20 protein-coding genes are annotated in these 21,264 nt (G+C 55.7%); 11 read left to right on the top strand and 9 right to left on the bottom strand.

What is annotated here, in order from left to right; genetic code table 11:
- Positions 1-5: 5 nt before the first annotated feature.
- Genes dnaQ through LC354_RS05510 form a run of 4 tightly spaced genes read right to left on the bottom strand, consistent with a single transcriptional unit; the run spans position 6 to position 2,718 of the window.
- Entirely contained in the window at positions 6-692 is a 687-nt protein-coding gene (gene dnaQ / locus LC354_RS05525; protein WP_223421855.1) for a DNA polymerase III subunit epsilon, read from the bottom strand.
- Positions 685-1,278 (bottom strand): dephospho-CoA kinase, encoded by a 594-nt coding sequence (gene coaE / locus LC354_RS05520; RefSeq protein ID WP_223421854.1) that lies wholly within the window; start codon positions 1,276-1,278, stop codon positions 685-687. Before coaE ends, dnaQ begins: the two co-directional genes overlap by 8 nt.
- Positions 1,275-2,105, bottom strand: coding sequence for a shikimate dehydrogenase (locus LC354_RS05515; RefSeq protein ID WP_223421853.1), 831 nt, complete (start codon positions 2,103-2,105; stop codon positions 1,275-1,277). Before LC354_RS05515 ends, coaE begins: the two co-directional genes overlap by 4 nt.
- Before the next feature lie 13 nt (positions 2,106-2,118).
- Positions 2,119-2,718 (bottom strand): Maf family protein, encoded by a 600-nt coding sequence (locus LC354_RS05510; protein WP_223421852.1) that lies wholly within the window; start codon positions 2,716-2,718, stop codon positions 2,119-2,121.
- A gap of 404 nt (positions 2,719-3,122) precedes the next feature.
- Here LC354_RS05510 and hemJ point away from each other — a divergent pair, with 404 nt between their 5' ends.
- From hemJ to LC354_RS05475, 7 genes are all read left to right on the top strand, one after another.
- On the top strand, positions 3,123-3,572 hold the full coding sequence (gene hemJ, locus LC354_RS05505) for a protoporphyrinogen oxidase HemJ (RefSeq protein ID WP_223421851.1): 450 nt from the start codon (positions 3,123-3,125) through the stop codon (positions 3,570-3,572).
- Between the two features lie 124 nt (positions 3,573-3,696).
- Positions 3,697-4,968 carry a transcription termination factor Rho gene (rho, locus tag LC354_RS05500; protein ID WP_223421850.1) on the top strand — a complete coding sequence of 424 codons (1,272 nt, stop codon included), beginning with the start codon at positions 3,697-3,699 and terminating at the stop codon, positions 4,966-4,968.
- 21 nt (positions 4,969-4,989) lie between these two features.
- On the top strand, positions 4,990-6,273 hold the full coding sequence (gene mnmE, locus LC354_RS05495; RefSeq protein WP_223421849.1) for a tRNA uridine-5-carboxymethylaminomethyl(34) synthesis GTPase MnmE: 1,284 nt from the start codon (positions 4,990-4,992) through the stop codon (positions 6,271-6,273).
- A 4-nt stretch (positions 6,274-6,277) separates the two neighbouring features.
- Complete coding sequence (gene mnmG, locus LC354_RS05490; protein ID WP_223421848.1) at positions 6,278-8,146, top strand: tRNA uridine-5-carboxymethylaminomethyl(34) synthesis enzyme MnmG; 1,869 nt, start codon at positions 6,278-6,280, stop codon at positions 8,144-8,146.
- Positions 8,143-8,754 carry a 16S rRNA (guanine(527)-N(7))-methyltransferase RsmG gene (gene rsmG, locus LC354_RS05485; RefSeq protein ID WP_223421847.1) on the top strand — a complete coding sequence of 204 codons (612 nt, stop codon included), beginning with the start codon at positions 8,143-8,145 and terminating at the stop codon, positions 8,752-8,754. The genes mnmG and rsmG overlap by 4 nt, the downstream gene beginning before the upstream one ends.
- Complete coding sequence (locus LC354_RS05480) at positions 8,747-9,556, top strand: ParA family protein (RefSeq protein ID WP_223421846.1); 810 nt, start codon at positions 8,747-8,749, stop codon at positions 9,554-9,556. Before rsmG ends, LC354_RS05480 begins: the two co-directional genes overlap by 8 nt.
- A gap of 3 nt (positions 9,557-9,559) precedes the next feature.
- Positions 9,560-10,447: a ParB/RepB/Spo0J family partition protein gene (locus LC354_RS05475; protein ID WP_223421845.1), complete on the top strand. Its 888-nt coding sequence runs from the start codon at positions 9,560-9,562 to the stop codon at positions 10,445-10,447.
- Here the strand turns inward: LC354_RS05475 and hemW are convergent.
- The 3 genes from hemW to rph are packed head-to-tail and all read right to left on the bottom strand — an operon-like array spanning position 10,444 to position 12,903.
- Positions 10,444-11,589, bottom strand: coding sequence for a radical SAM family heme chaperone HemW (gene hemW, locus LC354_RS05470; RefSeq protein ID WP_223421844.1), 1,146 nt, complete (start codon positions 11,587-11,589; stop codon positions 10,444-10,446). The genes LC354_RS05475 and hemW overlap by 4 nt on opposite strands.
- Complete coding sequence (gene rdgB / locus LC354_RS05465) at positions 11,582-12,193, bottom strand: RdgB/HAM1 family non-canonical purine NTP pyrophosphatase (RefSeq protein ID WP_223421843.1); 612 nt, start codon at positions 12,191-12,193, stop codon at positions 11,582-11,584. Before rdgB ends, hemW begins: the two co-directional genes overlap by 8 nt.
- Positions 12,190-12,903: a ribonuclease PH gene (rph, locus tag LC354_RS05460; protein WP_223421842.1), complete on the bottom strand. Its 714-nt coding sequence runs from the start codon at positions 12,901-12,903 to the stop codon at positions 12,190-12,192. Before rph ends, rdgB begins: the two co-directional genes overlap by 4 nt.
- Positions 12,904-13,000: 97 nt before the next feature.
- On the opposite strand from rph, the gene hrcA reads away from it, so the two are divergent.
- Complete coding sequence (gene hrcA / locus LC354_RS05455) at positions 13,001-14,071, top strand: heat-inducible transcriptional repressor HrcA (protein WP_223421841.1); 1,071 nt, start codon at positions 13,001-13,003, stop codon at positions 14,069-14,071.
- A 3-nt stretch (positions 14,072-14,074) separates the two neighbouring features.
- Entirely contained in the window at positions 14,075-14,638 is a 564-nt protein-coding gene (locus LC354_RS05450; protein WP_223421840.1) for a nucleotide exchange factor GrpE, read from the top strand.
- Between the two features lie 34 nt (positions 14,639-14,672).
- Here LC354_RS05450 and mutS read toward each other — a convergent pair whose 3' ends face one another.
- Complete coding sequence (mutS, locus tag LC354_RS05445; protein ID WP_223421839.1) at positions 14,673-17,303, bottom strand: DNA mismatch repair protein MutS; 2,631 nt, start codon at positions 17,301-17,303, stop codon at positions 14,673-14,675.
- Positions 17,304-17,424: 121 nt separating this feature from the next.
- On the opposite strand from mutS, the gene LC354_RS05440 reads away from it, so the two are divergent.
- A complete protein-coding gene (locus tag LC354_RS05440) occupies positions 17,425-19,680 on the top strand; it encodes an NADP-dependent malic enzyme (protein WP_223421838.1) in 2,256 nt (751 codons plus the stop codon).
- Positions 19,680-20,558 (top strand): ribokinase, encoded by an 879-nt coding sequence (locus LC354_RS05435; RefSeq protein WP_223421837.1) that lies wholly within the window; start codon positions 19,680-19,682, stop codon positions 20,556-20,558. The genes LC354_RS05440 and LC354_RS05435 overlap by 1 nt, the downstream gene beginning before the upstream one ends.
- Here LC354_RS05435 and msrA read toward each other — a convergent pair.
- Positions 20,555-21,214, bottom strand: a complete 660-nt coding sequence (gene msrA, locus LC354_RS05430) for a peptide-methionine (S)-S-oxide reductase MsrA (RefSeq protein WP_223421836.1) — start codon at positions 21,212-21,214, stop codon at positions 20,555-20,557. The genes LC354_RS05435 and msrA overlap by 4 nt on opposite strands.
- Positions 21,215-21,264 lie beyond the last annotated feature (50 nt).

Genomic DNA, 21,264 nt, shown 5'->3' with positions numbered 1-21,264 from the left:
GTTTTTTAGTTGGTCCAGAGCGTCGTATCGCCAAGCTTGGCGACAAATGCTTCGTGAGCTGATTTTTCTGCATCAGAAATCCGCGGTTTCAGCCGGACAGGGCGTGGTGAGGGTGTCCAGCCACCTTCGGACCGGGCTGCATTGGATTGCCCGGACGAAGTCGACAGGCCGAAATCAGGCTGCCGCCCGCCAATCAACTCAAGGTAAACTTCCGCCAGAATTTCACTGTCCAGAAGTGCCCCGTGCAGTGTGCGCGATGAGTTATCAATCCCGAAGCGACGGCAAAGCGCATCAAGCGATGCAGGCGAGCCCGGAAAACGCCGACGGGCAATTTCCAGCGTATCAATGGCCTGATCGAAGGGCAGTTGCGGCAAATTCAGCCATTTGAGCTCCGCGTTGAGGAATTTCATGTCGAAGGCGGCATTGTGAATGACCAGCTTGGCATCGCCCACGAAATCCAGAAATTTCTGACCGACCTCTGCGAATTTGGGTTTTCCGCGCAAAAAGTCGTCTCCGAGGCCATGAACCTCGAAGGCTTCTTGCGGCATGGACCGTTCAGGATCGATATATTCGTGGAAGACGTTCTTTGTCGGCACGTGCCGGATCAGCTCAATTGCGCCAATCTCAACGATTCTGTCTCCGGAAAAAGGGTCGAATCCAGTGGTTTCCGTATCCAGTACGATTTCACGCATCGCGCAGCTCTGCCTTGATTTGGTCTACGATATCTTGCACCTGCGATTGCGCATGCTCAAGCGTATCTGTTTCGATAACATAATCCGCGCGCGCGCATTTTTCCAAGCTGGGCATCTGTTTCGCCCGGATTGCCAAAAACTGAGCCTGCGTCATCTTTCCACGCTCCAGGACCCTTTGTTCCTGAACATCGTCCGGGACGTACACACAAGCCGTGGCATCCATGCGTTGGTCGCCGCCAGTTTCGAACAAAAGCGGGATATCGAAGACGATAATCTCGGATTTTGCCTGTGTGGTGAACGCCATCCGGTCTTGGGCCACCAGCGGATGCACGATGGTTTCGATCCGGGGCAGGGCGCTTGGATCCTTCGATATGATTTCCATCAATGCCTCCCTGGACACGGCACCATCTACAATGGCGCTTGGAAAGGCCGCTTTCATTGGCGCTACGGCCGCCCCTCCGGAGGCGTATAGGCGGTGCACGGCGGCATCGGCGTCCCATAGATCGCAGCCCAGATCGACAAACATCTGTGCCGTGGTGGACTTTCCCATACCGATGGAGCCCGTCAAACCAAGTTTGAACGTCATCGCAAAGCTGCCGCGCGCGTGGCGCTGTCGACCGTCGGGCGTGTTCCGAACCACCGCTCAAATCCCGGAACGGCCTGATGCAACAGCATGCCCAAGCCATCAACAGTCACACAGCCTGCATGTTCCGCCGCGACCAACAAGTTGGTGCGCAACGGGGTGTAAACGAGGTCTGTGACAACAGTGCCGCTCCGCAATCCATCCAGCGGCACGCGCATCTCCTGCTTGCCGATCATTCCCAATGACGTGGTATTCACGATCAACGCGGACTCCTCGAGAATATTGGCCGCGTGCACCCAGTCGACGACTGTGACCCGGTTGCCAAAATCATCCGCCAGCTTCTCCGCCCGAATGCGGGTTCTGTTGGTCAACAGCACTTCCGGAACGCCCGCATCCAGCAAGGAAACGACCACCGCACGGGCGGCACCGCCGGCCCCCAGAACGGTTGCAGGCCCGGCAGACGGCATCCAATCCGGCGCGCCTGATTTTAGATTTTCCAGAAACCCGTAACCATCTGTATTATCTGCGTGAATTGTGCCGTCATTCCGGAATATCAGCGTGTTGACCGCCCCAATCAACGTGGCGCGATCGGTAACGACATCGGCCATTTCCAGAACAGCTTCCTTATGCGGAATTGTGATGTTCACACCGACAAAGCCAGCCTTGGGTAACACAGTCAAAACCTCGCGCAAATCTGCGGAGCTGACATCCATCGGAATATACGCGCCTGCAAGCCCGTATGTCTTGAGCCAATGTCTGTGAATCTGCGGCAACCTGCTGTGCGCAATCGGGGATCCGATCACGCCGGCCAGTGGAATTTTACCTGTCATGACGTGTTGCTCACTATCCTTCGATGACCCCGCGCAGCGTCAGGAACGCCAGCAGTTCCAAAAGTGGCATACCAAGGACATGAAAGTAATCCCCCTCAATGCTGTGAAACAGCCGAACACCCTCGGCTTCCAGTTGATAAGCGCCAACACAATGCTGAATCTGATCCCAGTTTCTGTCTACATAGCCGTCTATATAGGCGTCCGAAACATCCCGCATCCTGAGACGGACCTGACCCACGTGCCGCCAGATCGGCCGACCATCGTGGTAGATGACAGCAGCAGATAAAAGGGCGTGCCGCTTTTTTCGCATAGTTTGCAATTGTTTGCGAGCATCCTCGGGATCGCGCGGTTTGGATAGCAAGTCGCCCTCAAAGGACAGGACCTGATCGCAGCCGATGACCATTGCCTCGGGATGCTTGTCTGCGACCTTGCGCGCTTTCATCTCTGCAAGGGCATCTGCAATGTCGCGCGGGGGGGCTTCTTCCGCTTGCAAGGCCTGCTTAATGCTTTGTTCATCAATGCGAGCGATGATTTGTTTGAAATCAAGCCCTGCGTTGCGCAACAACACGGCACGGATCTCTGAGCCTGAGGCAAGGATGAGCGGGATAGACATGTGGGTAACCCTGTGAAGTGCTGAGGACGGCAGCCTGTGTGCTTAGGGATAAAAGACGAATTGTACCAAGCCCAGCCATAAACTTGGCAACTCTGGTGACTTTGGCCAAATATATCCTTTGCGGGTAAGGATAACTTTGCTGCCGTGCAAAAAACTGTTTATACAAAACAATCCACCAAGATATTCCAACCCTTTCCTGCATAAGAGTTACGTATGATGTTGTTATATATGGGATTTTTTGATCTATCCTCGGAGTCCGCGGTGATGATCCACGTTTGTCCACAAGGGGGATAACACGCGGTAAAAGTCGATAATCCACAGAAATTGCCGACACTACCAAATCATCATCTTTTCTATCTTATATATTTATTATTAGGGTGGGCCCGAACTTAGGGCCGTCCATCATGTTTGATCTGATCATCTCGCTTTATCCGTGGATCAAGGCATTTCATATTATGTCGGTCATCGCCTGGATGGCTGCGCTGTTCTATCTCCCGCGTCTGTATGTCTACCACGCAGAGCAGGTTGGGCTGGAAGGCCAGACTCATGAGCTGTTTCAGACCATGGAATACAAGCTGCTCAAGGTGATCATGAACCCGGCGATGGTTTCCACATGGCTGTTTGGCATATGGCTTGTCCTGATCCCCGGTGTCGTCGATTGGAGCGCAGTGTGGCCCTGGACGAAGCTTGCAGGGATATTGGCCATGTCAGGCTTCCATGGGTGGTTAGGCGCGCAACGCAAGGCTTTTGCAGCGGGTGGGCCGATCAAGTCCGGGCGCGGCTACCGCATGATGAACGAGGTTCCGACAGTATTGATGGTGCTCATCGTGCTTTCCGTGGTCGTGAAATTCTGAAAACGTTGACTCCTGTGGAATGTACCCCTATCTGCATCCATGCACCCCGTCCGGGGATCGGCATATAGCCAACATACCAGTTTGAACCGCACCGCCCCTCGAGAGGCGGGCTATGAGTATTATCATGACAACAGAACGCCTCGCCCTCGCTGAACTCAAAGCGCAAAGCCCGAAATATCTGCTGGATATGGCCGAAGAGCTTGAGATCGAAAACGCCTCGACCATGCGTAAAGGCGAAATGATGTTCCAGATCCTGCGCGAACGCGCGGACGAGGGATGGGAAGTCTCCGGCGACGGTGTGCTCGAGGTGCTGCAAGATGGGTTCGGATTCCTGCGCTCGCCCGAGGCGAACTACCTGCCCGGGCCGGATGACATTTATGTTTCGCCCGAAATGATTCGCCAATACTCCCTGCGGACCGGGGACACGATCGAGGGTGTTATCAAAGCACCGGACGATGCCGAACGCTATTTCGCCCTGACGAACGCGACGCGTATCAACTTCGAAGATCCTGAAAAGGTGAAACACAAGATCGCGTTTGACAACCTGACGCCGCTTTATCCGGACGAACGGATGACGATGGAGACGGATGACCCTGCGACAAAGGACAGATCGGCGCGGATCATCGATCTGGTGGCGCCGATCGGCAAGGGCCAGCGGTCTTTGATCGTCGCCCCTCCGCGGACGGGTAAAACGGTTTTGCTGCAGAACATTGCCAGCAGCATCGCCAAGAACCACCCTGAATGTTACCTGATTGTCCTGCTGATCGACGAACGACCCGAAGAAGTGACGGACATGCAGCGTTCGGTGAAAGGCGAAGTTGTCAGCTCAACCTTCGACGAACCCGCGACCCGCCACGTTGCCGTATCTGAAATGGTGATCGAAAAAGCAAAGCGGCTGGTGGAGCATAAACGAGATGTTGTTATTCTTTTGGACTCAATCACAAGACTTGGTAGAGCATTCAACACTGTTGTTCCATCGTCGGGTAAAGTTCTGACGGGTGGCGTCGATGCAAATGCACTTCAGCGACCAAAGCGTTTCTTTGGCGCGGCGCGGAATATCGAAGAAGGTGGCTCGCTCACGATCATTGCGACAGCACTGATCGACACGGGCAGTCGGATGGACGAAGTGATCTTTGAAGAATTCAAAGGCACGGGTAACTCTGAAATCGTTTTGGATCGCAAGATTGCGGACAAGCGCGTTTTCCCCGCCATCGATATTCTCAAGTCTGGTACGCGGAAAGAAGACTTGTTGGTCGACAAGGTCGATCTGGCCAAAACATTCGTGCTGCGCCGGATTCTCAACCCGATGGGCACAACGGACGCCATCGAGTTCCTGATCTCGAAGCTCAAACAGACCAAGACGAACTCGGATTTCTTCGATTCAATGAACACCTGACACACTCCTGGAGTGATCGGCATGGATACGATTTTTGCACTTGCCACTGCGCAGGGCAGGGCGGGCGTTGCCGTGATTCGAATTTCTGGGCCACGGGCCTTCGACGCTGCGAAAACTTTGTGTAGTACGCTACCAACGGGTCGGGCTCCGGAACTACGTGCTTTGGTTGGCGTGGATGGGGAGGTACTGGATCGTGCCCTTGTGCTCAAATTTCCCGGCCCAGGCAGTTTCACGGGCGAAGATACGGTCGAGCTACATCTTCACGGAAGCATCGCGGTTGTTGCCATAGTTTTGCGGACCCTTGGTTTGGGTATCGCAAGGTTGGCGGAACCAGGCGAGTTCACCCGTCGGGCACTGGAAAACAACAAGATGGATCTTGCCCAGGTCGAAGGGCTTGCGGATCTGATCGAGGCCGAGACCGAAGCACAGCGCGTTCAAGCGATGCGTGGCATGTCCGGCGACCTGGGGCATCGTATCGAAGAATGGCGATCCAAGCTCATCCGGGCCGCCGCTCTCGTCGAGGCGACGATAGATTTTGCGGATGAAGATGTTCCTGTCGATGTCAGCCCGGAAGTGATCGGACTGCTGCACGCTGTCCGAGATGATATTGCTCAGCAACTGAATGGTTTTTCAGCTGCCGAACGCATCCGTACGGGATTTGAGGTTGCGATTGTTGGCCCACCCAACGCTGGGAAATCGACCTTACTGAATGCGCTGGCGCGCCGGGACGCAGCAATTACCTCGCAGCGCGCGGGAACAACGCGCGATATTATCGAAGTTCGGATGGATATGCGGGGCATTCCCGTGACGCTGCTTGATACAGCTGGACTGCGCGACGGTGAGGATGAGGTGGAGGCCTTGGGAATAGAGAAAGCGATTGCCCGAGCAGAACATGCTGATCTTAGGATATTCCTGAAAGAACCGGGGGAAACGTTGCGCATAGATGTTCAGTCCGGTGACTTGGTTCTCGCTCCGAAGGCGGATCAACGAACAGACGAAGTTCCCGCCATATCTGGTGTGACAGGTCAAGGTATGACTGAGTTGATTGATCATGTGGCCGGAGAGTTGAGTAAACGGACGATGGGCGCAGGATTGGTCACCCATGAACGGCATAGCATTGCAATGCAGCAATCGTTGAACAATCTGCAAATTGCACAAGAGTGGGTTGGCGCTGGACCGGACCACTATGATATTGCTGCGGAAGAAATCCGCTTTGCGATTCGAGCGCTTGAAGCTGTTGTTGGTCGGGTGGATGTAGAAAACCTGCTGGATGAGATTTTCGCCAGTTTTTGTCTTGGCAAGTGATGGAGTGTTTCACGTGAAACAATTCGATGTCATCGTGATCGGGGGCGGGCACGCCGGCTGTGAAGCTGCACATGCGTCCGCGCGCATGGGTGCGTCCACCGCGCTCATCACGATGAAACGCGAAGGTATTGGCGTGATGTCGTGCAATCCCGCCATCGGAGGCTTGGGTAAAGGGCATCTTGTCCGTGAGATTGACGCTTTGGACGGGATCATGGGTCGTGTTGCGGACGCATCTGGTATCCAGTTTCGACTTCTGAACAGACGGAAGGGGCCCGCGGTACAGGGCCCGCGCACACAAGCAGATCGGCGCGTATATCAGCGTGAAATGCAGTATATCATGGAAAACACCGCGAGCCTTTCAGTTATCGTTGGAGAAGTTACTGATTTTCTGATGACAAAAGATCGTGTGAACGGGGTTATATTGGGCGATGGGTCCGAGTTAACGGCAGATTCCGTCATACTGACAACCGGCACATTTTTGCGTGGTGTTATTCATATCGGGGACAAATCCTACTCCGGTGGTCGCATGGGTGATAAGGCGTCTTCAAAACTCGCGGACCGGATGGATAGCTTTGGCCTCCCTCTGGGACGATTGAAAACCGGAACACCGCCGCGGCTGGATGGTCGTACAATTGCATGGGATCAGCTATCAGTTCAGGCAGCTGACGACGAACCGGTTTTGTTTTCTTTCCTTTCTGAGAGCGCGCCGCTGCCACAGGTTGATTGCGGGATCACGCATACAAATTCCCGAACTCATGATATTATCCGTAAAAATCTCGAACGTTCTGCGATGTATGGCGGACATATAGATGGAGTCGGTCCAAGGTACTGCCCGTCCATCGAAGATAAAATTGTCCGGTTTGCCGATAAAGACTCGCACCAGATCTTCCTTGAACCTGAAGGGCTTAATGACCACACGGTCTATCCCAACGGTATTTCTACCTCACTCCCTGAGGATGTGCAGGTGGACTATGTCCGCTCGATTGCGGGTTTAGAAGCAGCTGAGATACTTCAGCCAGGTTATGCAATAGAATATGATTATGTTGATCCACGCGCGCTGGAGGCGACGCTAGGCGTTCGCGCTGTTCCAGGGCTATTTCTAGCCGGACAGATCAATGGAACAACTGGGTATGAAGAGGCTGCCGCCCAAGGGATTGTAGCGGGACTGAACGCTGCAAGGGCGGCGCAAGGCGGTGAACCGGTCTATTTCCGTCGCGACACAAGCTATATTGGCGTGATGATCGACGATCTGACGACGCGCGGCGTGAGCGAACCCTATCGCATGTTTACCTCGCGGGCAGAATTCAGACTGTCTTTGCGCGCGGACAACGCAGACCAGCGGTTGACAGAATTTGGTCTTACACTGGGTTGTGTCGGAGAAGAGCGACGGACAGCCTTTTTGAAAAAGAAATCGTTGCTGGATGCAGGAAGGGCTCTTTTGACAGAACATCTCTATTCTCCAAAGCAAATTCTTGAATCTGGCATCCAGATTAATCAAGATGGCACAAAACGGTCGGCGTTCCAATTGTTGGCCTTCCCGGACGTCGTTTTTGACGACGTGAAAGCATTGAATTCTGATTTCTCGGACATTTCACCACAAATTTCCGAGCAGTTATCGCGTGACGCGTTGTATGCTACCTATATCGACAGACAGAAAAAAGATGTCGCGAAGCTCCGGAAAGATGAAAAACACGCGATACCAGCAGATTTTTCTTATGCGGATGTCTCGGGCTTGTCTTCTGAACTGAAAGGAAAGCTGGAGAAAGTTCGGCCGTCTGATCTCGCCCAAGCAGGTCGAATCGATGGAATGACCCCTGCTGGCTTGGCTCTTGTCTTGGGGCGTATCAAGTTTCTTGAAAAGAAGTCAGCATGATTGAAGTTCCGCAGTGGTTTTCACGCGATGTTTCACGTGAAACATTGGAGAAGTTGGAAACCTACAAAAACTTGTTGGAAAAGTGGACCCGCAAGATCAATTTAATTTCAAAGTCTACGATAGAAGACATTTCTGAGCGCCATATTTGGGATTCCGCACAGATTTACCAACAGACGCAAGGTAAATGGGTTGATCTTGGTAGTGGTGGAGGGCTACCCGGTGTTGTTCTCGCAATTTTGGCCGAAGGTTGGAATGAGCCTTTGAACCTGACCCTCGTCGAAAGCGATCAACGAAAGGCCACCTTTCTGCGCGCATGTGCGCGTGAAATTGAGGTTTCCATCAATGTTTCGGCTAAGCGTATCGAAATGATTGAAGTTCAGAATGCAGATGTCGTGTCTGCCCGAGCGTTGACGGATCTCAACAGCTTGATCGAAATGTCGTTTCGTCATCTTGCGCCGGGGGGCCTTGGGGTGTTTATGAAGGGCGCAAGATGGAAGGCTGAAGTCGAAGATGCGCGTAAGAACTGGCTGTTTTTGTGCGATGCTGTCCTGAGTAAAACCAGTCCTGAAGCAGCTATTCTGAAAATAAGGGATATTCAACGTGTCTGACCCAACGCGGCCACCAGGACCAAAAATCATCTCCATTACAAATCAGAAAGGCGGCGTCGGAAAAACAACAACGGCCGTGAATCTTGCCGCCGGACTGGCGGAAATGGGTTTTTCCGTTCTGGTCATTGATTTGGATCCGCAGGGAAACGCGTCAACCGGCTTTGGAATCGAAACGGATGATCGTACGTTTACCACTTATGATTTGTTGCTCGATGATGTCGCTCTCGAGGATGTAATCGTAAAGACGCGGTTTCGAAATATTTCGATTGTGCCAGCGACGGTCGATCTGAGTTCTGCTGACATTGACTTGATTTCAAACGAAAAACGCAGCTTTTTGCTTCATGACGCATTGCGGCAGCCAAAGATGGATCAATTCAACTTTGATTACGTGTTGATCGACTGTCCTCCGTCGCTGAATTTGCTGACCGTTAATGCAATGATTGCCTCGCATTCTGTTTTGGTTCCGCTTCAAAGCGAGTTTTTCGCGCTTGAGGGCCTGTCACAATTGATGTTGACCATTCGTGAGGTACGCCAGGCTGGGAACCCTGATCTGCGGATCGAAGGCGTGGTTTTGACGATGTACGACGCGCGAAACAACTTGTCACTTCAGGTGGAACAGGACGCCCGGGACAATTTGGGCGATGTTGTGTTCAAAACCCTTATCCCACGGAATGTGCGCGTGAGTGAATCTCCGTCCTTTGCGATGCCGGTTCTGAATTACGATACTGCATCCAAGGGCGCGATGGCGTATCGCCAATTGGCGCAAGAATTGGTTGCGAACAATACGAAAGTAGGGGTGTAGGACATGGTAAGCAATGATAAGAAACGCGGTCTGGGGCGTGGTTTGTCCGCTTTGATGGCCGATGTGAGTGAGCCGCAAACGCGACCGTCGACCGGCACTTCGTGGGATCAAATGATCCCGATCGAGCGGATAAGACCAAACCCTGACCAACCGCGCAAACAGTTTGAAGCTGCGCCTTTGGATGATCTCGTCGCATCAATCCGCGAAAAGGGTGTGTTGCAGCCTTTGATCGTGCGCCCTGTCGGTGAAAGTTTCGAAATCGTTGCAGGGGAACGTCGTTGGCGGGCGGCGCAACAGGCGCAATTGCACGAGCTGCCGGTTATCGTTCGTGATTTTACGGATACCGAAGTTCTGGAAGTTGCGATCATCGAGAATATCCAACGTGCGGACCTGAACCCGATTGAAGAAGCGGCCGGCTTCAAACAGCTTATGGATCGCTTTGGCCATACACAGGAAAAGCTGGCGGAGGCTTTGGGCAAGAGCCGTAGCCATATTGCCAACTTGCTGAGATTGTTGAATTTGCCGCCGTCGATACAGAATAACGTCCTCAAAGGCGAACTGAGTTCGGGCCATGCCCGTGCTTTGATAACGGCAACGGATCCCGAGGCGCTGGCGAAAAAGATTATCGCCGGCGGGCTTTCAGTGCGTCAGACGGAAGCCTTGGTTAAAAAATCTTCCGGTCAAACTGGAGAAGACTCGGGCCGTGCGCGTGCTTCAAACAAGACAACCGAAAAGGATGCAGATACCCGCGCGCTTGAAAGCGACCTGTCTGCCGCGACGGGAGTGAAGGTGTCGTTGACCCATGCGCCGAACGGGGAAGCGGGGCAGCTGACTCTTCATTACACCTCATTGGACGAGTTGGATGATCTGTGCCGGAGATTAAGCAGCTAAGCTCCCAATAGCTCTCTGAGAATGCCGTTTAACACCGTAAACCCTTGATTGGTAACAACAATTCGATCTTTGGTGTTGGAAATCATCCCGAGATCAACGAGATGAGCGATTTTATCCTCGTTCAGGGCGTATCCCGCCAGATTGGTGAACCGCTGTTTGCTCACACCTTCGGTGAGCCGGAGACCCATCAATAGAAACTCGCTGGCCTGGTCTGTGCCGCTCAGGTTTTCGCGAGTTTCACGTGAAACGCCTGACAGCCATGCGCTCGGCATGCGCGTTTGTTCGGTTGCCTGCCTGACGCCCTCTGCGGTTATCCTGCCATGTGCGCCGGGGCCAATTCCCACATAGTCGCCGTATCGCCAATAAACCAGATTATGCCGTGACTCATTCCCGTCCGTTGCGTGGTTGGAGACTTCATACCGCGGCATGTTGTGGGAGGCACATATATCTTGTGTGAGCGCATACATATCTGCCGACAGATCTTCATCCGGTAAACCGCGTAGTTTCCCGGCCTTGTAACGATCGCCAAAGGCTGTCCCGCCCTCGATAGTCAGTTGATACAGCGAGACATGGTCCAAACCCAACGCAAGCGCAGACGACAACTCTGTTTCCCAATCGGAGAGGGATTGGTTTTGCCGTCCATACATCAGATCAAAACTGACGCGCTCAAACGCACGTCGTGCGATATCAAAAGCGGCCAATGCCTCGCGTGCGCTGTGCTGACGTCCTAATGCGCGAAGGTCCGGATCGTTCAGCGCCTGAATGCCCATTGATACGCGGTTGACGCCTGCGTGGTGGAAGTCGGCAAACTTTGAGGCTTCGACGGAGGTTGGGTTGGCTTCCAGCGTGACTTCCAGATCATTGGCTGTTGGCCATACTGCATGAACCGTATCTAGGATGGCACCAACGGTGGCTGGCTCCATCAGGCTGGGCGTGCCCCCGCCAAAAAACACCGAACGCAAAACGCGCCCATGTGTTTCTTTACCCAAACGTTTGACTTCGTCGACAAGCGCGACGCGCCATGCCGCATGGTCGACGCTACGTGTGACATGGCTGTTAAAGTCGCAGTAGGGGCATTTGGCGGCGCAGAACGGCCAGTGCACATAAAGCCCGAACCCTCCGGCTTCCCAATCCTCAGCCAAAACAGCCTGCGATCAGTTTCTTGAAACTGTCGGCCCTGTGGCTGATCGCGTTTTTCTCGTCATGGGTCATTTCGGCAAAGGTGCGATCGTGGCCCACGGGTTGAAACATCGGATCATAGCCGTGGCCGAGGGCGCCACGCACGGGCCAGACCAACGTGCCATCAACGGTGCCTTCGAATATCTCTTCGTGCCCATCCGGCCAGGCCAGAACCAGCGTCGAGCAAAATCGGGCCTGGCGGGGGTGAGCGGCATTGACGGCTTCCAGTTCGGAGTGGGTCCGCTCCATTGCCATCATGAAATCCCGGCCATTGGGCGTCTCGGCCCAGTCGGCGGTATAGACACCGGGCCTGCCGTCCAGTGCGGCAACCTCGATCCCTGAATCGTCCGACAGTGCAGGCATTCCGGTGGCTTTCACTGCGGCAACCGCTTTGATCCGGGCGTTGCCTTCGAATGTGGTTTCCGTCTCATCGGGTTCCGGCAGGTTCATCTCTGCCGCGCCCACGACCGTTACGCCAAAAGGGGCAAACAGTTCCGTCATCTCTTCCAGCTTGCCCGCGTTGTGAGTGGCGACCAAAATCCGGTCGCCATCGAACCGGCGTGTCATGCCGAAGCCGCGTGTTGGGCTGCCACCAGTTCGCCAACGCCTTTTTCAGCCAGATCAAGCAGTTGGTTCATCTGGTCCCGAGAGAATGTGGAGCCTTCCGCACTCATCTGGACTTCGATCTGCTGGCCATTGCCGAGCATGATAAAGTTGCCGTCGACACCCGCTTCGCTGTCTTCGGGATAATCGAGGTCAAGCACCGGTTGGCCCGCATAGATGCCACAGCTCACAGCCGCAACGGGAGAGATCAGTGGGTCACTGACCACATCGCCGGCTTTCATCAGCTTGTTCACGGCAAGGCGCAGGGCGACCCAACCACCGGTGATCGAGGCACAGCGCGTGCCGCCATCGGCTTGCAGCACATCGCAGTCCACGGTGATCTGACGTTCGCCAAGGGCGACGCGATCAACGCCGGCGCGCAGGGATCGCCCGATCAACCGCTGGATTTCAACGGTGCGGCCCCCTTGTTTGCCGGATGTGGCTTCGCGGCGCATCCGCGTGTTTGTTGCACGAGGCAGCATGCCGTATTCGGCTGTAACCCATCCCAGTCCGGATCCCTTGATAAAAGGCGGCACACGATCTTCGATCGTTGCTGTACACAGGACATGCGTATCGCCTATCTTGATCAGGGCGGACCCTTCGGCATGTTTTGTGAACCCGGTTTCGATTGAAACGGGGCGCATTTCACTTAACTGTCTTCCAGAGGGACGCATGAGGTGATCCTTTTCTTGTTGCGTCGGGATACCGCCCGGACGGGTGGCGTTGCAACCCCGATTGACCTTTGATTTTCGCGGCTTTTAAGTGGGTCACATGACCGATACGCAAAAACTACTCGACGAGATGAACGACAGGTCGCGCGAAGTGTTTCGACGTGTCGTCGAAGGCTATCTGTCGACGGGTGATCCGATGGGGTCACGCACGCTCACACGTGACTTCAGCGAGCGTGTCAGTGCGGCGACGATCCGCAATGTCATGCAGGATCTGGAATTCATGGGATTGCTGAACAGCCCCCATGTCAGCGCGGGTCGCATTCCGACGCAACAGGGTTTGCGTATGTTTGTCGATGGCCTGCTTGAGGTCGGCGTACCGGACGAATCAGATCGGGAAAAGATTGATGCGACGCTTGGCTCGAACGAGCGGGATGTGAACAGTCTGCTGGATCGGGTTGGTTCCGCGCTGTCGGGGGTCACACATGGCGCGTCTCTGGTTCTGACGCCGAAATATGAAGCGCCGATCAAGCACCTGGAATTCGTGATGCTGGGTCCGGATCAGTCACTGGTCGTTCTGGTGTTTGGCGATGGGCATGTGGAAAACCGGCTGTTCCAGCCGCCGCCCGGGCAAACCCCTTCATCCATGCGCGAGGCTGCGAATTTTCTGAATGCCATCATCGAAGGACGCACGCTGACCGAGGTGCGTACAATCGTCCAAACAGAGATCGCGCAGCGGCGGCAGGAGATCGATTCGCTGTCGCAGGCCTTGGTTGAAAGTGGTTTGGCATCCTGGGAAGGTGAGGGCGAAACGCCGGATCGTTTGATTGTACGAGGCCGCGCCAATTTGCTCACCGATTCTGCGGAAGCGGAGGAGCTCGACCGTATCAGAAGCCTTTTTGACGATCTGGAACGCAAACGCGACATCGCTGAGTTCCTGAACCTGACCGAAGAAGGCGACGGCGTACGCATTTTTATCGGCTCAGAGAACAAACTTTTCTCACTTTCGGGTTCCTCTTTGGTGGTTTCCCCTTATATGAACGCGGACCGTAAGATTATCGGTGCGGTTGGCGTTATTGGGCCCACGCGGCTCAATTATGGGCGGATCGTTCCGATTGTAGACTACACAGCGCAGCTGGTCGGGCGGATGCTGACGGACCGCAGTGAAAGGTAAAACATGGCAGAGCCTAGGAATGACGATTTTCTGGACGATATTGAAATCGCCGAAGATGAAGAATTTGCGGAAGACATGGCTGAAATCGATGATGAAGCCCTGGAGTTGGATCAACTGCGCGCAGAGCGGGATCAGCTGAAAGACCGCTTCATGCGCGCACTTGCGGATGCGGAAAATGCGCGCAAGCGGTCAGACAAGGACCGGCGAGAAGCCGAGAATTATGGCGGCTCGAAACTGGCCCGCGATATGCTCCCGGTTTACGACAACATGAAGCGCGCCCTTGAGACCACATCCGAAGAGCAACGCGGCGTCGCCGGCCCGCTGCTTGAAGGCATCGAACTGACCATGCGCGAGCTGCTGAACGTGTTCAAAAAGCACGGCATCGAAATCATCGCGCCCGAGGTTGGTGATCGCTTTGATCCGCAACACCACCAGGCCATGTTCGAAGCACCCGTTCCCGGCACCAAGGCAGGCGATATCATTCAGGTCGCAGCCGAAGGGTTCATGCTCCACGATCGGCTGCTGCGTCCGGCGCAAGTCGGGGTGTCGTCTACACCTGCCGGTTAACACGTCTGTACATCTAAAGAACTCGTAGACGCGGTCAGGATTTGGCCGCGTCTTTCAGTTTGTAGATCAGGTTCAGCGCGTCACGGGGGGTCAGTTCGTCCGGATGAATCTCTTGCAGCATATCCAGCGCAGGGGAAGGGGCGTGTTTTGCCACGACCGGGGCGGGGTTCACCGAAAACAGAGGTAGATCATCGATGAACGTTTTCTGAGCGACGCCGCCTTCTCTTTCTCCGGACTCCAGTGCTTCGAGCACGACGCGGGCACGGGCGATAACGGCTGGCGGCAAGCCCGCAAGTTGCGCCACCTGCACGCCGTAGGATCGGTCGGCAGCGCCGCGCCGCACCTCGTGGAGGAAAACAACCTCGCCGTCCCATTCCTTGACGGCCACGGTCGCGTTTTCCACGCCCGCCAATTTCGACGCAAGGGCGGTCATTTCATGATAATGCGTGGCAAAGAGCGCGCGCGATCTGTTGACATCATGCAGGTGTTCGAGCGTGGCCCAAGCGATGGACAGCCCATCATATGTCGCCGTGCCGCGCCCAATTTCATCGAGGATGACAAGCGCGCGATCATCGGCCTGATTCAGGATCGCAGCGGTTTCGACCATCTCGACCATAAAGGTCGATCGCCCGCGCGCCAGATCATCCGATGCTCCGACCCGGCTGAAAATTTGGCTGACCAAACCGATATGCGCGGAAGTTGCCGGCACAAAGCTGCCCATTTGCGCCAATATCGTGATCAATGCGTTTTGCCGCAGGAATGTCGACTTTCCGGCCATGTTCGGCCCGGTCAAAAGCCAGATGGCGGCATCGTTTTCCGCAGACAGGCTACAATCATTTGCGATGAACGCCGCGCCGCCCTGATGGCGGAGCGCTTTTTCGACAACCGGATGCCTGCCGCCCGTAACTTCGAACGCACGGGAGGTGTCGAGGGTCGGCTTGCACCAGTTCTCCGTCGTGGCCAGATGGGCGAGGGCGGTGGCCAGGTCAATCTCGGCCAAAGCGCGCGCAGTTTCGGCAATTTGCGGGGCAAGATCCGTGACAAGGACCCTCAGGTTTTCATAGAGCCGCTTTTCGATCTCCAGCGCCCGTCCGCCTGCGTTCAGGATTTTGGTTTCCAGCTCGGACAGTTCGACTGTGGTGAACCTGACCTGATTGGCTGTGGTTTGGCGATGAATGAACGTGTTGCTGAGCGGTTCAGACAGCATTTTTTCCGCATGGGTTGCCGTGACTTCGATGAAGTACCCAAGGACGTTGTTGTGTTTGATCTTGAGGGATTGGATCCCGCTTTGGGTCGCATAGTTCTGCTGATATTGCGCGATCACCGACCGACCTTCGTCGCGCAGTTGTCGTGCTTCGTCCAGGTCCGGGTCGCATCCGGTTGCGATGAAACCGCCATCGCGCACCAGCAGGGGAGGTTCTGCTACGAGATCATTGTCCAGCCGATCGATGAGGCTCTCATGTCCAGCCAGATCAGCGATGGCCTTGGTCAATAATTCAGGCAGATCGGATGGCGCTGTTTCGTTGAGCACCTGTGCTTGGGTCAGTCCATTGCGCAACGCGACAAGGTCGCGGGGCCCGCCACGGTCAAGCGACAGGCGGGACAAGGCTCGGTTCATGTCCGGGACGCTGCGCAAGTTGGAGCGGGTTGTTTGTGTATAGCTTGCGTTGTTCACGCAGTAGTCCACGGCCTCTATCCGTGCTGATATCGTCTCTAACACACGGGAAGGGGACGAAAGACGCCCCTCAAGCAAGCGTGCGCCAGCGGCTGTGACCGTATGATCCATAACCGCCAGGAGCGATCCGTTTCGCCCACCGGACAGGGCGGATGTCAACTCAAGGTTCCGGCGCGTTGCCGCATCGATCTGAACCGTTCTGGCTTGCGCCTCTTGTTGTGGCGGGCGCAACAGGGGCAGCTTCCCCTTCTGAGTCATGTCGAGATAGTCAATGACGGCACCCATCGCGCCGATTTCGGCCCGGGTGAAGGTGCCGTACCCGTCCAGCGCCGATACCTTGAACAACGCACACAACCGTTCTGTGCCGCCCGTGCTGTCAAACGCCGCGCGGCCAATCGCGGTCAGAGGGATTCCGAAATCTTCGACAACGGGCCTCAGTTCCGTTTCTTTGCTGTCGGCCACAATCAATTCTGACGGGGCCAAACGTGCCAATTCAGGCCCTAACATGACCGAATCCATCGCCATTACGCGAAACTCGCCCGTGGAAATGTCGACCCAGGCCAATGCGCATTCCCCGCGCACCTCCGCAAATGCGGCCAGAAAGTTGTGGCGCCGCGCTTCGAGCAACGAGTCTTCGGTCAGGGTGCCGGGTGTGACCAATCGGACGACGTCGCGTTTGACGACGGATTTGTATCCACGTTTTTTGGCCTCTGCGGGGCTTTCCATCTGTTCGCAAACCGCGACGCGAAATCCCTTGCGGATGAGCGTCAACAAATAGCCTTCGGCGGCGTGAACCGGAACGCCGCACATGGGAATGTCATTGCCGTCATGTTTGCCCCGTTTCGTCAGAGCAATGTCCAGAGCTTCAGCCGCCGCAACTGCGTCGTCAAAAAACATCTCGTAAAAGTCGCCCATTCGATAAAACAAAAGCGCGCCCTCGTGGGCGGCCTTGATCTCGAGATATTGCGCCATCATTGGCGTGACAGTCATGACAGTCCCCGCTTTGGTCGGGTGACCTTACAAACCGTGGCAGGGGAGTAAAAGCCAAAGTCGATTGAGGCACACGGCATGCTGCGCTAAAGGGGGCGGACGCGAGGGAGGGTTTCCGCATATGAGTAAGTCAAAGGTTACGCCAGAAGAGGCGCTTGCGTTCCACATGGAGCCAACGCCTGGTAAATTCGAGATCACGGCGACCGTTCCGATGACGACCCAACGGGATCTGAGTCTTGCCTATTCGCCGGGGGTTGCCGTGCCCTGCGAGGCCATCGCCGCCAATCCCGAACTGGCCTATGATTACACCAACAAGGGCAATCTGGTGGCCGTCATTTCAAACGGGACGGCCGTTCTGGGCCTGGGGAACCTTGGTGCGCTGGGTTCGAAACCCGTGATGGAGGGCAAGGCGGTTCTCTTCAAACGCTTCGCGGATGTAAACTCCATCGATATCGAGCTGGATACCGAAGATCCCGATGCGTTCTGTAACGCGGTCAAGCTGATGGGCCCGACATTCGGCGGCATCAACCTCGAAGACATCAAGGCCCCTGAATGTTTTATCATCGAGCAGCGTCTGAAAGAGGAAATGGATATTCCCGTTTTCCATGACGACCAGCATGGTACCGCGGTCATCTGTGCGGCGGGCCTGATCAATGCGCTGCATATTTCCGGTAAAAAGATCGAAGACGTCAAGATCGTGCTGAATGGCGCGGGCGCGGCTGGAATTGCCTGCATTGAGTTGCTTAAATCCATGGGCGCGCGCCGTGACAACTGTATCATGTGCGATACCAAGGGTGTGGTGTACCAGGGCCGCAGTGAAGGCATGAACCAGTGGAAATCTGCCCATGCGGTCAAAACCGAATTGCGCAGCCTCAAAGAGGCGATGGTCGGTGCGGATGTGTTCCTGGGTGTGTCGGTCAAAGGGGCCGTGACCCCGGAAATGGTGGAAAGCATGGGCGACAACCCGGTGATCTTTGCCATGGCCAACCCCGATCCTGAGATCACACCGGAAGAGGCTCATGACGTGCGGATGGATGCCATCGTCGCCACGGGCCGCAGCGATTATCCCAATCAGGTCAACAATGTTCTGGGCTTCCCCTACCTGTTCCGGGGTGCGCTTGATATCCACGCCCGTGCCATCAACGACGAGATGAAAATTGCCTGCGCCCACGCGCTCGCCGCTTTGGCCCGCGAGGATGTGCCCGATGAGGTTGCGCTGGCCTATGGCAAGAACCTGAGTTTCGGCCGGGATTACATCATTCCGACGCCATTTGACCCCCGCCTGATTTACCGTATCCCCCCGGCGGTTGCCCGGGCGGGCATGGATACCGGTGCGGCCCGCAGGCCCATTATCGATATGGATGCCTACGAGCTCAGCCTGAAATCGCGGATGGACCCGACAGCCAGCATTCTGACCGGGATCAACGCTCGCGCCCGTGCCGCACAGGCGCGTATGATCTTTGCCGAGGGCGATGATCCGCGTGTCTTGCGCGCGGCCGTTATGTATCAGCGATCCGGCTTTGGAACGGCTCTGGTGGTCGGGCGCGCGGATGACGTCAAGACCAAGCTGGAAGCCGCTGGGTTGGGCGATGCCGCGCGGGAGTTGGAAATCGTCAATGCGGCCAACACGACGCATCTGGATGGCTACAAGACTCATCTTTACGAACGGCTGCAACGGCGCGGATTTGATGGCGCCGATGTGCACAGGCTGGCCGCGCGGGATCGGCACGTATTTTCGGCGTTGATGCTGGCCCACGGTCATGGGGATGGTCTGGTGACGGGGGCAACGCGCAAGTCTGCTCACATTCTGGACCGAATCAACCATGTTTTCGATGCGGACGCCAACAGTAAGGCGGCCGGCATTACGGCGCTGGTCCACAAAGGCCGGATCGTGTTTATCGCGGACACATTGGTAAATGAATGGCCGGACGAAGAGAACCTTGCCGATATCGCGGAACAGGCTGCCACCGTCGCCCGTAACATGGGCCTTGAGCCACGTGTTGCTTTTGTCAGCTTTTCGACCTTCGGCTATCCCGTCTCGGAGCGTTCGGAAAAGATGCATCAGGCTCCGCTCGTCTTGGACAGACGTGGCGTGAATTTCGAGTATGAAGGGGAGATGACGGTCGATGTGGCTTTGAACCCAAAGGCCCAACAGGCTTACCCGTTTTCGCGTTTGACCGGACCGGCCAATATTCTGGTGGTCCCCGCGCGCCATTCGGCCAGCATTTCGGTGAAACTGATGCAGGAAATGGGCGGTGCGACTGTCATCGGGCCGATCCTGGCGGGTGTTGGCGGGTCAATCCAGATTTGCTCTTCAAACTCGACCGCCAACGATATTCTGAACATGGCGGTGCTGGCTGCTTGCAAGGTCGGCTGATGGCGGTCTGGAACCTCGGGTCGATCAACATCGACAATGCCTATCGTGTTCCACACCTGCCTGCGGCTGGCGAAACACTGAGTGCGACGTCTTATCAGCAAGGGCTGGGCGGCAAGGGTGCCAACATGTCGGTGGCCATCGCACGCGGCGCGGCGCGGGTAACCCATATCGGGGCCGTGGGTAAGGACGGCGGCTGGACCGTCAACAGGTTACTGGAGTACGGAGTCGACACCAGCCAGATTACGACACTCGCGGGCGAGGCAACGGGTCACGCCAATATTTCGATTGCGGACGATGGTGAAAACCAGATCGTCATTTACCCAGGCGCCAATCGAATGGTTTCGGATGATATGATCGGTGCAGCCTTGTCTGCGGCATCTCCGGGCGACACGCTGGTGATGCAGAATGAAACAAGCGGACAAAACTATGCGGCCCGGATTGCCAGAGAGCTTGGCCTGAAGGTTGTTTACGCGGCCGCACCGTTTGACGCAGGTGCTGTCGAAGCCGTCTTGTCGTTCATCGACCTGTTGGTGTTGAACGAGGTTGAGGCTGCGCAGCTCAAGACGGCGCTGGATCGGGATTTGACGGATTTGGGTATTGCCAACATCGTCGTGACACTCGGCGGTGACGGGAGCCGGTGGATCGACGTTTCCGCCGGAACAGAGACGCATGTTGCCGCAGTTCCCGTCGTTCCTGTCGATACGACCGGGGCTGGTGATACCTTTACGGGCTTCTTGGTGGCGGGGTTGGATCGCGGGCTGCCAATGGTGCAATCGTTGCGGCTTGCGACACAGGCCGGAGCCTTGATGGTAATGCGGCTTGGCACTGCTGACGTAATCCCCGACCTCAAAGACATCGAGGATGCACGGTTTGGCTAGCTGCCTGCGAAAGGTGCAGCGGAGCCCCACAACTCTCTGACACGTTCGTCGCGACCGCAGGCTTCGCGATAGGCCTTGTACGCATTGGCTTTGGACTTGGGACCAAAGCGAGTCAGAACAAGACTCGATTGTTTGTAATAGTCCTGATGACCTGCATCCGCTGGATAGAACTCGGATGCGGTGAGGACAGGTGTCACCACAGTCTGACCAAGATCGGCCTGCGCCCGCGCCTTGGCTGCATTCGCAGCATCAATTTGCGAGGGAGCCGCAAAAATTGCAGTTGTATAGGAATACCCGCGATCACAAAACTGTCCGCCCGCATCTGTCGGATCAACCGAACGAAAGAACATGGAAAGCAAGGTGGCTGTCGTGACGGTGTTTGGGTCATAGGTGATCTGCACCGCTTCGATGTGACCGGTGCCGCCATTGACCACTTGCTTGTAGGTCGGGTTCTCGACAGTTCCGCCGGAGAAGCCTGATACAGCTTCAACCACGCCATCTACCTTTTCAAAATCAGCCTCCACGCACCAGAAGCAGCCACCTGCCACTGTTAGCGTTTCAAACTGTTGCGCATGTATCGATTTGCTCTGAGCGATGAGGCCAACGACGATCATCAGGCCCAGCAGGTAGGTTTTCACGTTATGAAAGTGGGTCATAGAAAAGCTCCTTCCACTTCAACGTGACTCAAGTGGTAGGTGCGCTCAAG

It is taken from the genome of Tateyamaria pelophila (assembly GCF_019966495.1).
Taxonomy (GTDB): domain Bacteria; phylum Pseudomonadota; class Alphaproteobacteria; order Rhodobacterales; family Rhodobacteraceae; genus Tateyamaria; species Tateyamaria pelophila.
The sequence above is the reverse complement of the archived record's forward strand: the minus strand, read 5'-3'. Positions and strand labels throughout refer to the sequence as shown.